Source organism: Acinetobacter sp. C26M, from assembly GCF_023702675.1.
GTDB lineage: Bacteria > Pseudomonadota > Gammaproteobacteria > Pseudomonadales > Moraxellaceae > Acinetobacter.
In genome coordinates this window covers 3,065,664-3,079,714 of record NZ_CP098478.1, presented here as the reverse complement: position 1 = coordinate 3,079,714, position 14,051 = coordinate 3,065,664, and the positions used below count along the sequence as shown (strand labels likewise).

The 14,051-nt window shown below is 40.9% G+C and carries 10 protein-coding genes; 7 read left to right on the top strand and 3 right to left on the bottom strand.

All coding sequences use genetic code 11. The features are described 5' to 3' along the window. Positions 1-124 precede the first annotated feature (124 nt). Positions 125-1,057, bottom strand: a complete 933-nt coding sequence (gene trhO, locus NDN11_RS14050) for an oxygen-dependent tRNA uridine(34) hydroxylase TrhO (protein ID WP_167249565.1) — start codon at positions 1,055-1,057, stop codon at positions 125-127. 109 nt (positions 1,058-1,166) lie between these two features. Between trhO and NDN11_RS14045 the strand changes: the two genes are divergently transcribed. Beyond that, positions 1,167-1,664 (top strand): DUF1289 domain-containing protein, encoded by a 498-nt coding sequence (locus NDN11_RS14045; RefSeq protein ID WP_032857212.1) that lies wholly within the window; start codon positions 1,167-1,169, stop codon positions 1,662-1,664. A gap of 81 nt (positions 1,665-1,745) precedes the next feature. Here the strand turns inward: NDN11_RS14045 and NDN11_RS14040 are convergent, their stop codons facing one another. Together NDN11_RS14040 and gltA are read right to left on the bottom strand one after the other, a co-directional pair. Then, positions 1,746-3,509, bottom strand: coding sequence for a DKNYY domain-containing protein (locus NDN11_RS14040; RefSeq protein ID WP_251109987.1), 1,764 nt, complete (start codon positions 3,507-3,509; stop codon positions 1,746-1,748). A gap of 117 nt (positions 3,510-3,626) precedes the next feature. Further along, entirely contained in the window at positions 3,627-4,901 is a 1,275-nt protein-coding gene (gene gltA / locus NDN11_RS14035; protein ID WP_004652200.1) for a citrate synthase, read from the bottom strand. 900 nt (positions 4,902-5,801) lie between these two features. Between gltA and sdhC the strand changes: the two genes are divergently transcribed. The 6 genes from sdhC to odhB all read left to right on the top strand — a co-directional run bounded on the left by sdhC (position 5,802) and on the right by odhB (position 13,995). After that, entirely contained in the window at positions 5,802-6,203 is a 402-nt protein-coding gene (gene sdhC / locus NDN11_RS14030) for a succinate dehydrogenase, cytochrome b556 subunit (protein WP_050559990.1), read from the top strand. Then, on the top strand, positions 6,203-6,568 hold the full coding sequence (gene sdhD, locus NDN11_RS14025; RefSeq protein WP_005243783.1) for a succinate dehydrogenase, hydrophobic membrane anchor protein: 366 nt from the start codon (positions 6,203-6,205) through the stop codon (positions 6,566-6,568). Before sdhC ends, sdhD begins: the two co-directional genes overlap by 1 nt. A 12-nt stretch (positions 6,569-6,580) precedes the next feature. After that, positions 6,581-8,476, top strand: a complete 1,896-nt coding sequence (gene sdhA, locus NDN11_RS14020) for a succinate dehydrogenase flavoprotein subunit (protein WP_167249561.1) — start codon at positions 6,581-6,583, stop codon at positions 8,474-8,476. A 14-nt stretch (positions 8,477-8,490) separates the two neighbouring features. Next, entirely contained in the window at positions 8,491-9,201 is a 711-nt protein-coding gene (locus NDN11_RS14015) for a succinate dehydrogenase iron-sulfur subunit (RefSeq protein ID WP_004664446.1), read from the top strand. 748 nt (positions 9,202-9,949) lie between these two features. After that, entirely contained in the window at positions 9,950-12,790 is a 2,841-nt protein-coding gene (locus NDN11_RS14005; RefSeq protein ID WP_167249559.1) for a 2-oxoglutarate dehydrogenase E1 component, read from the top strand. After that, positions 12,790-13,995, top strand: a complete 1,206-nt coding sequence (gene odhB / locus NDN11_RS14000; protein ID WP_251109986.1) for a 2-oxoglutarate dehydrogenase complex dihydrolipoyllysine-residue succinyltransferase — start codon at positions 12,790-12,792, stop codon at positions 13,993-13,995. Before NDN11_RS14005 ends, odhB begins: the two co-directional genes overlap by 1 nt. The last annotated feature ends 56 nt before the right edge of the window (positions 13,996-14,051 follow it).

Below are 14,051 nucleotides of genomic sequence, written 5' to 3'. Positions count from 1 at the left end.
TTGATTATTGTTTTTAGCATAGTTGTAGTTGATGTAACGCTCAATAGCCGAATCGTTACATGATTTTTATCAGCACAATAAAAAAGCCATAGTTTAACTATGGCTTTAAATTTAATTTTTCAGCTTATAGACGTTTGCGTTTTGCTGCTGCAATTTGTGACTGGCGCATACGGAAGCCCGCTTTTTGCTTGTCAGTGGTTTTGTCGATACAGTAAACACAAGAAACACCATGCTCGTAGCTTGGTAACTCGGCTTCAACTTTAGTCAGTGGCCAACCACAAGCGTGACACTTAATATTTTCGCCTTCTTCAACACCGTGTGTAACCGCGGTACGGCCATCAAAGACGAAGCATTCACCTTCCCACATGCTCTCTTCGGCAGGGGTTTCTTCAAGGTATTTTAAAATACCGCCTTTCAGGTGATAAACTTCGTTAAAACCTTCTTGTAGCAGCAATGAAGTTGATTTCTCACAGCGGATACCACCTGTACAGAACATCGCAATTTTCTTGTCTTTATGCTGTTCAAGGTTTTGTTTTACATATTCAGGGAATTCACGGAAGCTTTCTGTTTTAGGATCAATTGCACCCTTGAATGTGCCTGCTTTGTATTCATAGTCATTGCGTGTGTCAATTAAGATCACATCATCACGATTAATCAATTCATTCCATTCTTTAGGGTCAAGATAGTGACCGACTAAATCACGTGGCTTAACTTCTACACCTAAAGTTACAATTTCATTTTTGAGTTTAATTTTCATTTTACGGAATGGTTTTTCAGAGCTTTCTGACTCTTTATATTCCATTGCGTTAAAACCTTCGTTCAAAAGGAATTGATGAACTGTATCAATCGCGGCACGGTCGCCAGCAACAGTTCCATTAATTCCTTCAGAGGCTACAATCAGAGTTCCACATAAATTGATGCTATTCACTAAGTCCAAAAGACGTTGTTGCAGATCCGCTGCATCTGAAACTTCTTTAAATTGATATAGTGCTGCAACAACCCAATTATTGGTCGCTTGCTGTTCTACAGGTGCAAGCTGTTCTACAGTAGCGTTCATGGATAACTCCAAATGTATTAAGATAGAAAAATAAGGCGCACATTTTAGCGCGAAATCTGAAAATAAGCGAGAAAACCATAAAATAAATATGGTTTTAGAGGAGTTGGTTTTGAGTAATGATCGTCGAATTCCATCATTGACCCCATGTGCAGGGCGCTGTTCAACGGTATTTGGTGATCTAGTCTGTCGTGGCTGTCGCCGCTTTAATCATGAAGTGATTCAGTGGAATACTTATACGGCTGAGCAACGCTTGATGGTGTGGAAACGCTTAGATGCACAACTTGATCAGATCTTGGTGCCTTTATTACCTCATGCGAATGTACAGCATATTGAGGGCTTTATTCAGAATAAGCGTACCCGTGTATTGGAGAGTGCGAGTAAAGGGCGCAAGTTGTACCACGCCTTAAAGATTTGTGAAAAGAATAAACATTTGGCGCATGAAAGTGGTCTTGGTATTAGTGATGCACAAGTTAAGCCGATTTGGGATGAGTTTGAACGTCGTGTACTGGCTTTAGCAAAGGCGAGTTATGAGTTGGCATGGTTGCGTGCCGATGGCATCAGCAATACTTTATTGCGTGCATTAGAGCTAGAAGAAGATGAGATTTAAGACAATCACCTGTTGTAGAGAGTCTTGTCGATCATGAAAAGTGTTGATCGACATCTAGCTTATCTTGTTCATATTCTGAGTTTAGTTGATGTCCCTATCCTGAAGCAGGTTGGATAGTTTTAAGGCACTTGGATTACGGGCAAAATACTGAGCGATGATCTGCTGGTCTTTTTCACGCATCAGGCTGATTTTAAAACCATGTGTGGTGGTTCCAGAAGAGCGACCTCTAGAGCGGTAGATCTTTTCGGTCAGGATGTAAATATTTTTCCCGTCGCTAAAACGTCGATCATCTAAAACCTTTAACTCTACTGGATGCTTAAAACGGTACAGAACTTTTAGGTTTTGATAAAACTCATCATAGAGATAAATGTGTTGTTGATCAGCGAAAAAATAGCTGAAATTTCCTGGGTAGGGTTCGCTACTTTGGCTACCGAGCAGTTGTAGTTGCGCTACGACAACAGGGGTAGTTCCCCCAAATTTATACTCGGCTACAGTTGGTAATCGATGTTCATTTAAGTAATAAGCATGACCATCTGTTGCTAAATTAAGCTTGTGGCTAAAACGGTTGTTGCCGCTAAAAATTTGAGTCTGTTGAGCATTTAATCCGTGAAGCTTTTTATCTAGGTAATAGACAACATGCTGATCGTGAATATATTGGCTATTATTTGGAAATGCTTGACTCTGTTGAGGATCTAAATCTGTTAAGACCGTTGTTTTGTAATAGACCTGTTGATTATCTTTAGCATAAAAATAGCCAAGCGTATTGAATCTTGGATGCAATATTGCCGTGAAATGTGCGGCATTCGCGTTGGTTAAGCGTATATCCCGAAAATAAACCTGTTGACCATCTTTGGTGAAATCATTGCCTAAATAGCTTGTTTGCGCAGGATTTAATTGTGACAAGATGTGGTCTTGCCAGTAAACATGTTGTGGTGTTTTACCGACATTGCTATACAGCTCATCTGCACGATCAGGGAGATTGCCTAAAGCTAAACCTGTAAATTGATTAGCCTTTACTTGAGGAACTAAAAAAGTACCTTGACCTTGTTTAAAAATATAGACCTGATTCTGAAAAGTTTCGAAATTTGTGCCAGAGATTGCCTGTGTTTGTTGATGGGGTAGATCAATACTGCCATCCTCAAATTCATGCCAGAGTAGATAACCCATAAAAAGACTAAAGCTGACTAAAATACCAAGTGTTAATGCGATAGCAGACCATCTCTGTTTTCGTTGGAAAATGTCTAGCGCTTGTTGATCTGCAATTAAAGTGCTTATCTCAATATGAGTCTTTTGGTTGCTACTAGAGCTGTGAATGCGTTGCAACTGTTGCTGTTTTGCTAGAGCTTCCAGTTTTTTCCAGAATGGTAAAAACTCACAATGTTGCTGGGTTAAGGTGGCAGGCCACATCCATGAGTTAAAATAAAAATACTGTCGATAAGGTTTGTTTTTACTTAAGAGATGAAAACTATGGATTTGAGTTTGTTGTTGTCGAAGCTGTATCTGAATCAAATCTAGCCAAGAGAAAAAAGTAGATTGTTTTGAATCATCCAGTGCAATGCCTTGCTGATATAGCTTAAAGGTGATGCAGCATCTAAAGTATTTCTGATAAAGCTGGTTATAGAGGTAAAGCGTTGGGATCAATAAAGCAAACATTAAAGCAATACTGAGTAGTTGGGCGAAGAAAGGCAGGAATTGATAAAGATAGTACAGGCTTAGATCATAACTAAAGTAAACGAGTAGCAGCCAAGTCAGTATGATCATCAATAAAAACAACGTAAAAGACGCAATTTTTATTTGATAGGCGGGTAGTGTGACTTGCATCAAAACAGTGGTTTTTTTGCTCATTGGCTCGATAAAAGTAGTTATGCAAAATGAATGTTGTTTAAGCTTTATTCCAAGAGCATAACCGATAAAATAAAAAAAGGATGCAGAAGCATCCTTTTTTGTTCACGCTAATCGAAATTAACGTTTGATGTCGCGTTGCGTCGAACCTGTGTAAAGCTGACGTGGACGACCGATCTTGTAAGGACCGCTGTGCATTTCTAACCAGTGGCTGATCCAACCAACTGTACGTGCAAGCGCGAAGATTACTGTAAACATACCTGTTGGGATACCAATCGCTTTTAAGATGATACCTGAGTAGAAGTCTACGTTCGGGTAAAGTTTACGTTCAACGAAGTACGGGTCGTTAAGCGCAATACGCTCAAGTTCCATTGCAAGTTGCAATTGCGGATCGTTGATGCCTAATGCAGCAAGAACTTCGTCACAAGTTTCTTTCATGACTTTCGCACGTGGGTCGAAGTTTTTATAAACACGGTGACCGAAGCCCATGAGTTTAACTTCTTTACGTTTTACTTTTTCCATGAATTCAGCAACGTTTTCTACGCTACCAATTTCATCTAACATTTTAAGTACAGCTTCGTTTGCACCACCGTGAGCAGGTCCCCAAAGTGCTGAGATACCAGCAGAGATACATGCATACGGATTCGCACCAGTAGAACCAGCAAGACGAACTGTAGAAGTAGACGCATTTTGTTCGTGGTCAGCATGAAGCGTGAAGATACGATCCATTGCACGAGCAAGAACTGGGTTTACTTTGTAATCACGGTCAGCAGGAGTAGCAAACATCATGTGTAAGAAATTTTCTGCATAACCAAGGTCATTACGTGGGTAAATGAATGGTTGACCTACAGTGTACTTGTAGCTCCACGCTGCAAGTGTAGGGATTTTCGCGATTAAGCGAATTGCAGTGATTTCACGGTGGTTCACATCTTCGATGTCTAAACCATTGTGATAGAACGCAGATAACGCACCAACAACACCAACCATGATTGCCATAGGGTGAGCGTCACGACGGAAACCATTGAAGAAGCGGCTTACTTGATCGTGAACCATTGTGTGGTTACGTACTTTCGCATCAAATTCTGCTTTCTGTTCAGCATTTGGAAGCTCGCCATTTAGCAATAAGTAGCAAGTTTCTAAGTAGTCTGCTTGAGTCGCTAATTGATCAATTGGATAACCACGGTGTAATAACACACCTTTGTCACCATCAATGAATGTGATCTTAGATTCGCAAGCAGCTGTCGCCATAAAACCAGGATCGAAAGTAAAGTGACCTGATGCTAATACATCTTTAACGTCAATTACATCTGGGCCCAATGTGCCGCTGTAAATTGGTAATTCAATTTCTTTGCCATCAAGCTGTAATACGGCTTTTTTGCCAGTTGCTGCAGACATTCAATAGATCTCCTGTCCTGGTGAATGATTATCTGACTCGAAATACTAATCTTGTCATGTGCGAATCAGACGGTGTCAAAATTTGCTATAAGATTAGTGGCTACTAAAATTTTGTCAATTATACTTAGGGATAAAAAATGACGTTGCTACAGTCAATTAGTCATTCAGTATCGAAGAAAAAACTGAGTAAAATCACAGCACCGGTCGAGTATAATATGTCAAATCAAGTTTCAGGTGCATAAAAAAAATGAAGCATCAGTCCAATTGTAAGTAAATTTTTATTTGGGTCGGATGTTGCTGCTTATAAAATAAATACTTATGACGCTTGCAATCCCTCTATTTGTTAAGGTTTGAGGTGAACTGTTCATTCAAAAACCATCTAAAAGCGTTATTTATGGAGTAATAATTGACCCATTATGGTGCGATTATTTGTATAAAAAATGACTGATTAATTTTGGTTAATTGATTTATGAAAATATATTATTAATTGATTATATTTAATATATAAATGAGGGGTATTATTTTTGACTATATATAAAGGTAGAAAATTTGTGTTGCTTTGAAGCTGAAAAGGGCACTTTTTTGTGAAATAACAAGAAAAGAATTTATAAAATTAAAAAGTATCTATAAAAAATAGTATTTTATTTTTATCATTACAAAACAAATAGATAGTTGTTTTTGATAAAACTTGATGCATTTATCGCCGTTATTATGCGTGTGAATGATTCTTATTTAAAGTTTTTTTCGACTAAAGCGAAAGTTGATTGTTTGTATTTTGATATTTCACGTTTTATAATTCGCTGTCGTTTATAGGTTAGGCATGTGCTGTGCTTGCCTAACAATGCCAGCTTTCCTTTGAATTAATTCAAACAAACTCCAGTTGGAGTTTCTACCTACAGGATGCCCGCTGTGAAAAGCAACAGACCTGTCAATTTGTCCATGGGTCAGGTGTTAGCGGTAAATTTACGCTCACCCGTGGCTATTGCATCAATTCTACACCGTCTATCAGGTGTAATCGTTTTCGTATTAGTTGCAGTTCTTTTATGGATTTTGGATAAATCTTTATCTTCACCAGAAGGATTTGACTACGTTAAAAATGTCGTTTTCGGAAATATCATTGTACGTTTCATCGTATGGGTATTTGTAGCTGGCTTGATTTTCCACTTTATCGCAGGCGTGAAGCATTTACTTGCTGACCTCGGTTTTGCTGAAGAACTTCAAAGCGGTCGTATCGCTGCTACAGTTTCATTGATCTTGTCTGCGATTGGTATTGTCGCAGCATTCGTATGGATTATGTTCTGATGAAAAGTGCTACAGGTTTAACAGGTTCAGGTTCTCGCGATTGGTATATCCAACGTGTCAGTGCTGTAGTGTTAGCTGCATACACTGTGGTTTTGTTTGGCTGGATCCTTTGCAATAGCGGATTTGGTTATGAACAGTGGGCTGGCTTTATGTTGACGTTGCCAATGAAGATTTTCTCTTTATTAGCAGTGTTAGCGCTCGTTGCACACGCTTGGATTGGTATGTGGCAAGTCTTTACTGATTATGTAACGACTCGTCAAATGGGCCCTTCAGCTTCAGGTTTACGCCTTGTACTCACTTCTGCTGTCATTATTTCAGTGTTCGTGTACGCAATCTGGGGTATCCAGATTTTCTGGGCAAATTGATAGGAAGAGATCATGGGCGCAATTAACCCTAAAGAAGATTATTCAAATATTCAAAACCTCACTTTCGACGCAGTTATCGTTGGTGGTGGTGGTTCTGGTATGCGTGCTGCTTATCAACTTGCTCAAGCAGGTTTAAAAGTTGCAGTATTAACCAAAGTATTCCCAACACGTTCGCATACAGTTGCTGCTCAAGGTGGTATTGGTGCGTCGTTAGGTAACATGCAAGAAGATAATTGGCATTATCACTTCTATGACACGGTAAAAGGTTCTGACTGGTTAGGCGATCAGGACGCAATCGAGTTCATGACACGTGAAGCGCCAAAAGTGGTATACGAGCTTGAACACTTAGGTATGCCGTTTGACCGTAACGAAGATGGTACGATCTATCAGCGTCCATTTGGTGGTCACTCTGCAAACTATGGTGAAAAAGCAGTTCCGCGTGCGTGTGCTGCTGCTGACCGTACAGGCCATGCGTTACTTCATACCTTGTATCAAAGCAACGTAAAAATGGGTACTCAGTTCTACGTTGAATGGATTGCATTAGACTTAATCCGTAACGAAGCAGGTGATGTCCTTGGTGTGACGGCAATTGACCAAGAAACAGGTAACATTGCAGTATTCCAAGCGAAAGCAACCTTGTTCGCTACAGGTGGTGCTGGTCGTGTGTATCGCGCATCAACCAATGCTTATATTAATACTGGTGACGGTCTTGGTATGGCGGCTCGTGCAGGTATTCCATTGCAAGATATGGAATTCTGGCAATTCCACCCAACGGGTGTTGCTGGCGCAGGCGTATTGTTGACTGAAGGTTGTCGTGGCGAAGGTGGTATCCTTCGTAACAAAGACGGCGAGCCATTCATGGAACGTTATGCACCGACTTTAAAAGACTTGGCACCGCGTGACTTCGTATCACGTTCTATGGACCAAGAAATTAAAGAAGGTCGTGGTTGTGGTCCTAAGGCGGATTATATCTTATTGGATATGACTCACTTGGGTGCTGAAACGATTATGAAGCGTCTTCCATCTGTATTTGAGATTGGTAAGAAGTTTGCGAACGTTGACTGTACCAAAGAGCCAATTCCTGTCGTACCAACAATCCATTATCAAATGGGTGGTATTCCGACCAATATTCATGGTCAAGTGGTTGTTCCACATGGTGTTGAAGAGGGTGAATTCTCTGCGCATTATGATAAGGATACTAAAGAGTATTCTTATAAAGGTACACGTGACTATGTGAAGCCAGTAAAAGGTTTCTATGCAATTGGTGAATGTTCTTGCGTATCTGTACATGGTGCAAACCGTTTAGGTACAAACTCATTGCTTGATCTTGTAGTATTTGGTAAAGCAGCGGGCGAGCACATCATTGACTACGTGACTAAACATCATGGCGATGATTATCAACCGCTTCCGACTGATGTATTGGTAAATACATTAGAGCGTATTCGTAAGTTGGATGATTCAACTACGGGTGAAAACGCGCAAGAAGTTGCTGATGCAATCCGTGACATCGTACAAGATCACGCAGGTGTGTTCCGTACTCAAGCATTGCTTGATAAGGGCGTAAAAGAAATCCTTGCGATTGAACCACGTGTTCGTAACATTCATTTAAAAGACAAATCTAAAGTATTTAACACTGCGCGTGTTGAAGCATTAGAAGTTGAAAACTTATATGAAGTTGCGAAGGCGACTCTGATTTCTGCTGCTGCACGTAAAGAATGTCGTGGTGCACATACAGTTGTTGACTATGAGTTAGCACCTGACCACCCAACTTATTCTTACGGTCGCCGTGATGATGAGTGGATGAAGCATACTTTATGGTATTCATCAGACAACCGTCTTGAATATAAGCCAGTACGTTTCAGCCCATTAACGGTTGAAGCAATTGAACCTAAACCACGTACATTCTAATCGGGAGAACAAAGATGAGTAGAGGCACTCGTACATTCGAAATCTACCGCTATGATCCTGATAAGGATAAAGCGCCGTACATGCAAACTTTCAAACTTGAGTTAACCGATAAGCACCGTATGTTGCTTGATGCGTTACTTGCGTTGAAAGTGCAAGATGAGTCATTAACATTCCGTCGCTCTTGCCGTGAAGGTATTTGTGGTTCGGATGGTGTGAACATCAATGGTAAAAATGGTTTAGCGTGCTTGTGGAACTTGAACGACTTGCCAGAAAAGATTGTGATCCGTCCTTTACCTGGTTTACCAGTGGTAAAAGACTTGGTTGTAGACATGAATCAGTTCTATGATCAATATGACAAGATCCAGCCATTCTTGATTAACAATCAACCTGCGCCAGCAAAAGAGCGTTTACAGTCTCAAGCAGAACGTGAACACTTAGATGGTCTATATGAATGTATTCTTTGTGCATGTTGTTCAACGTCATGCCCATCATTCTGGTGGAACCCTGATAAGTTCCTTGGGCCATCTGCATTGTTAAATGCATACCGCTTTATCATTGATTCTCGTGATACGGCAACACAAGAGCGTTTGGCTCGTTTAGACGATCCGTTCTCTTTGTTCCGTTGTAAAGGGATCATGAACTGTGTATCTGTATGTCCTAAAGGTTTGAACCCGACAAAGGCAATTGGTCACATTCGTAATATGTTGTTAGATCAAGCGGGTTAATCCACTTTTTCTAGCTTAAAAAAGAAGCCCCGAAAGGGGCTTCTTTTTTATTGGAATTTGCTTAAAGGGTGAGCTTGGTTAAAAAGTGTTTACTTGGAAAAATTAGGCTTGAATTTCAGCAATTCGGCCTTAAATATTTATAGATTTTGCTGTTAAACCAAATCATGAGAATCGATATGTTAAATATATTGATCTATTTTTCATCAAACCGAATAACATTTGTGCAAGATTTGTAGAGAATGTTTATTTTTGATCGATTGGAGTGCAACTTTTATCAAAAGGGCGCTATATTAGAATATAATTTGATATGTGTATTTCGCTGCTTTATGGATGGTATGTGTCAAAAAAATCAATCCAAGCTTGAGAACATGTTAGGATTTCTGCCACAAATGAAATCAAAAAATAAACAGATTCTTGATGTTATCGAACGATAATGTCTTAGAGATTTGTACAGATTTCATGGAAAAAGTCAATTTAGAAAAGTTAAAAATCCAGTTAATTTTTCTAAAATGATTTGCAAAAAATTGCTCGATTTCATCGAGTATGAAAAATGAGTTATGTGCCTTGAATTGAAGGTGCGTAGCTCATTTGTTACATCAAAGGGAATACTCCTGATGTGTAGTAATAATGTCTCAAGGTTGGATGATCTTGGGTAGTAGTGTCGTGTTTACCAATTTGACACTATGAATCATGGGTGTGCTTAAAAGGCAGCCTGTATTATTTTTTGCAATAGGAAATGGGTCCAAAAATGCAAGAAGTTGCTGACGCATCGCGTCTTGACACTGAACTTTCCGCTGATAGTGCAGCGTATATTGAAGAGCTATACGAACAGTACCTAACTTCTCCAACCTCAGTGTCAGAGGATTGGCGTGAATATTTCGATAAATACCCTAAAGGTGATCAACCACACGGCAGTGTGCGCGAGCAATTCCTCCTTTTGGGACGTAATGCAAGCCGAGTTCAGCCTGTCGTACAAAGCACTGTAAGTACAGAACATGAGCGTCGTCAAATTGGTGTATTACAACTCATCGCTGCTTACCGTAACCGTGGTCATCAAAAAGCTAAACTCGATCCATTAGGTCTTGCGAAACGCGAAGACGTTCCTGACCTAGATTTATCTGCTCACGGTTTAACCAAGTCGGATCTTGATACTGTATTTAATACAGGCAACCTCGCAATTGGCAAAGCAGAAGCAACATTGTCTGAAATGGTTGAGGCAATGGAAGCGACTTACTGTAGTTCAGTTGGCGTGGAATATATGCATATCGTTGACACCAAAGAAAAGCGTTGGATTCAACAACGTTTGGAAAGTGTTCGCGGTAAATTTAACTATACCAGTGATCAGAAGAAAGGCTTCCTTGAGCGTTTAACCGCTGCAGAAGGCTTAGAAAAGTATCTTGGTAATAAATTCGTTGGTGCGAAACGTTTTGGTGTAGAAGGCGGTGAGTCTTTTATTCCGATGATGAACGAAATCATCCAGCGTGCAGGTAGTGTTGGTTGTAAAGAAGTTGTGATTGGTATGCCACACCGTGGTCGTCTCAACCTTCTTGTTAACATTATGGGTAAAAACCCAGCTGACCTTTTTGGTGAGTTTGAAGGTAAAAGCCTACATAAAAAAGGTTCTGGTGATGTTAAGTATCACCAAGGTTTCTCTTCAAACGTAATGACACCAGGTGGCGAAGTTCACTTGGCATTAGCGTTTAACCCATCACACTTAGAAATCGTTGGACCTGTTGTTGAAGGTTCGGTTCGTGCACGTCAAGTTCGTCGTAAAGACATTGGCGGTGATGACGTTCTTCCAGTGATTGTTCATGGTGATGCTGCATTTGCGGGTCAAGGTGTAAACCAAGAAACCTTCCAAATGTCACAAACACGTGGTTATACAGTGGGCGGTACAGTCCATATCGTGATCAACAACCAAGTTGGTTTCACGACCTCTGATCCACGTGATACACGTTCTACAGAATACTGTACTGACGTTGCTAAAATGATCCAATCACCGATTTTCCATGTGAATGGTGATGATCCTGAAGCTGTGATTTTCGTAACTCAGCTTGCACATGATTTCCGTCATACTTTCCGTAAAGATGTCATTTTAGACTTGTTCTGCTACCGTCGTCGCGGTCATAACGAGGCAGATGAACCATCTGCAACACAACCATTGATGTATCAAGTGATCAACAAGAAGGCGACTACGCGTACTTTATATGCTGATCAATTGGTTCAGGAAAAAGTACTTGATCGCGCAAGCGCAGATGCAATGGTTGAAGGCTATCGTTCTGATTTAGAAGCAGGTAATCACGTTGCCAATGCTTTAGTTCGTGAACCAAATAAAAAGATGTTTGTCGATTGGACCCCATATTTGGGCCATGAATATACAGACCTTTGGGATACAACATTCAGCATCGATCGTTTGAAAGAGCTTGGTTTAACAATGAATACATTACCAGAAGGTTTTGTATTACAGCGTCAAGTTCAAAAAGTCATTGATGATCGCGTGAAAATGCAAACAGGTGAAATGCCACTCAACTGGGGTGCTGCAGAAACTTTAGCGTATGCGACTTTACTTGATGATGGTTTCTTGGTTCGTATTACTGGTGAAGACGTGGGTCGTGGTACATTCTCGCACCGTCATGCCAAATTACATAACCAAGTCGATGGTTCTGTTTATATTCCACTTTGCCATATCAAAGAAAATCAGCCACGTACTGCGGTCTATGACTCTTTACTGTCAGAAGAAGCAGTGCTTGCATTCGAATACGGCTATTCAACGACATTGCCGAAAAGCTTGATCGTTTGGGAAGCTCAATTCGGTGACTTCGCTAACTGTGCGCAAGTTGTAATTGACCAGTTTATCGCTTCGGGTGAAACCAAGTGGGAGCGTGTGTGTGGTCTAACCATGTTGTTACCACACGGTTATGAAGGTCAAGGTCCAGAGCATTCATCTGCACGTTTAGAGCGCTTCTTACAGCTATGCGCTGAAGACAATATGCAAGTGATGACACCAACAACGCCTGCACAGATTTTCCATGCTTTACGTCGTCAGGCTGTTCGTCCGATTCGTAAGCCAATGATCGTGATGTCACCAAAATCATTATTGCGTCATAAACTTGCGACTTCGACTTTAGATGAATTAGCAAACGGTTCATTCCAAACTGTGATCGATGAAATTGATCAAATCAACAAAGCTGACGTAACTCGCTTAGTGCTTTGTGGTGGTAAGGTTTATTACGATTTACTCGAAAAACGTCGTGAGCTTGGTTTAAACCACATTGCGATTGTACGTATCGAACAATTATATCCATACCCAGAACAACGCTTGGCTGAAGTTATGGCTGAGTATCCAAACATTCAAGAACTTGTTTGGGCACAAGAAGAGCCGAAGAACCAAGGCGCTTGGTTATTCATCGTTCCTCGTTTGTATGAAGACGTTCTTAAATCTGGTAAACAAATCCGTATTAGCTATGCTGGTCGTGAAGCATCTGCCGCACCTGCTTGTGGCTCGCCATACTTGCATGCAAAACAACAAGCTCAGCTTATCAATGACGCACTTGCGATTGAAGTTGAACAATCAGGAGATTCTAAATAATGGCAACCGAAATTAAAGCACCGGTATTTCCAGAGTCAGTTGCTGACGGTACGATCGCAACTTGGCACAAGAAAGTAGGTGAACCTGTATCACGTGATGAAGTGATCTGTGACATTGAAACCGATAAAGTTGTTTTAGAAGTGGTTGCTCCAGCTGATGGTAGCTTAGTTGCAATCATCAAAGGTGAGGGCGATACAGTTCTTTCTGACGAAGTGATTGCTCAATTCGAAGCTGGTGCTGTTTCTGCAGCTGCTCCTGAAGCTGCTCCTGAAGCTGCTGCACCAGCAGCGGCAGCTCCTACAGCTGCTGCTCCTGCGGCGGCATCAACTCAAGCAGTTGATCAAAACCAAGCGCCTGCAGTTCGTAAAGCATTATCTGAAACTGGTATCAATGCTGCTGACGTACAAGGTACAGGCCGCGGTGGTCGCATTACTAAAGAAGATGTTGCGAGCCATCAAGCTAAACCTGCTGCATCAGTTCAACCATTAAGCGTTGCGGTAGGCGAGCGTATCGAGAAACGTGTTCCAATGACTCGTTTACGTAAGCGCGTTGCTGAGCGTTTATTGGCTGCTACACAACAAACTGCAATGTTAACAACGTTCAACGAAGTTAACATGAAGCCAATCATGGAAATGCGTAAGCAATATAAAGATGCATTCGAAAAACGTCATGGTGCTCGTTTAGGCTTTATGTCTTTCTTTGTTAAAGCAGCGACTGAAGCATTAAAACGCTACCCAGCAGTGAACGGTTCTATTGATGGCGATGATATTGTTTATCACGGTTTCTATGACATCGGTGTTGCTGTATCAAGTGAGCGTGGCTTAGTTGTGCCAGTGCTTCGTGATACTGACCGCATGAACTATGCAGAAGTGGAAAACGGTATCCGTGATTACGCTTTCAAAGCGCGTGACGGTAAATTAGGCATCGAAGACATGACTGGCGGTACGTTCACGATCACCAATGGTGGTACTTTCGGTTCATTATTATCTACGCCGATTTTGAATACGCCACAAACAGCGATCTTGGGTATGCATAAAATCCAAGAACGTCCTATGGCGGTAAATGGTCAAGTTGAAATCTTGCCAATGATGTACTTAGCGCTTTCTTATGACCACCGTTTAATCGATGGTAAAGAAGCTGTAGGTTTCTTGGTAACAATCAAAGAATTGTTAGAAGAGCCAGCTAAACTCATTCTTGATCTTTAACATATTTAAATCCCTCTAAATCCCCCTTTGATAAAGGGGGACTACCACTAAAGGTA

Excerpts from the sequence above, each read along its gene's own strand:
- trhO (WP_167249565.1), bottom strand. The coding sequence starts at position 1,057 with ATGAACGCTACTGTAGAACAGCTTGCACCTGTAGAACAGCAAGCGACC.
- NDN11_RS14040 (WP_251109987.1), bottom strand. The coding sequence starts at position 3,509 with ATGAGCAAAAAAACCACTGTTTTGATGCAAGTCACACTACCCGCCTAT.
- gltA (WP_004652200.1), bottom strand. The coding sequence starts at position 4,901 with ATGTCTGCAGCAACTGGCAAAAAAGCCGTATTACAGCTTGATGGCAAA.
- sdhC (WP_050559990.1), top strand. The coding sequence starts at position 5,802 with ATGCCCGCTGTGAAAAGCAACAGACCTGTCAATTTGTCCATGGGTCAG.
- sdhD (WP_005243783.1), top strand. The coding sequence starts at position 6,203 with ATGAAAAGTGCTACAGGTTTAACAGGTTCAGGTTCTCGCGATTGGTAT.
- sdhA (WP_167249561.1), top strand. The coding sequence starts at position 6,581 with ATGGGCGCAATTAACCCTAAAGAAGATTATTCAAATATTCAAAACCTC.
- NDN11_RS14015 (WP_004664446.1), top strand. The coding sequence starts at position 8,491 with ATGAGTAGAGGCACTCGTACATTCGAAATCTACCGCTATGATCCTGAT.
- NDN11_RS14005 (WP_167249559.1), top strand. The coding sequence starts at position 9,950 with ATGCAAGAAGTTGCTGACGCATCGCGTCTTGACACTGAACTTTCCGCT.
- odhB (WP_251109986.1), top strand. The coding sequence starts at position 12,790 with ATGGCAACCGAAATTAAAGCACCGGTATTTCCAGAGTCAGTTGCTGAC.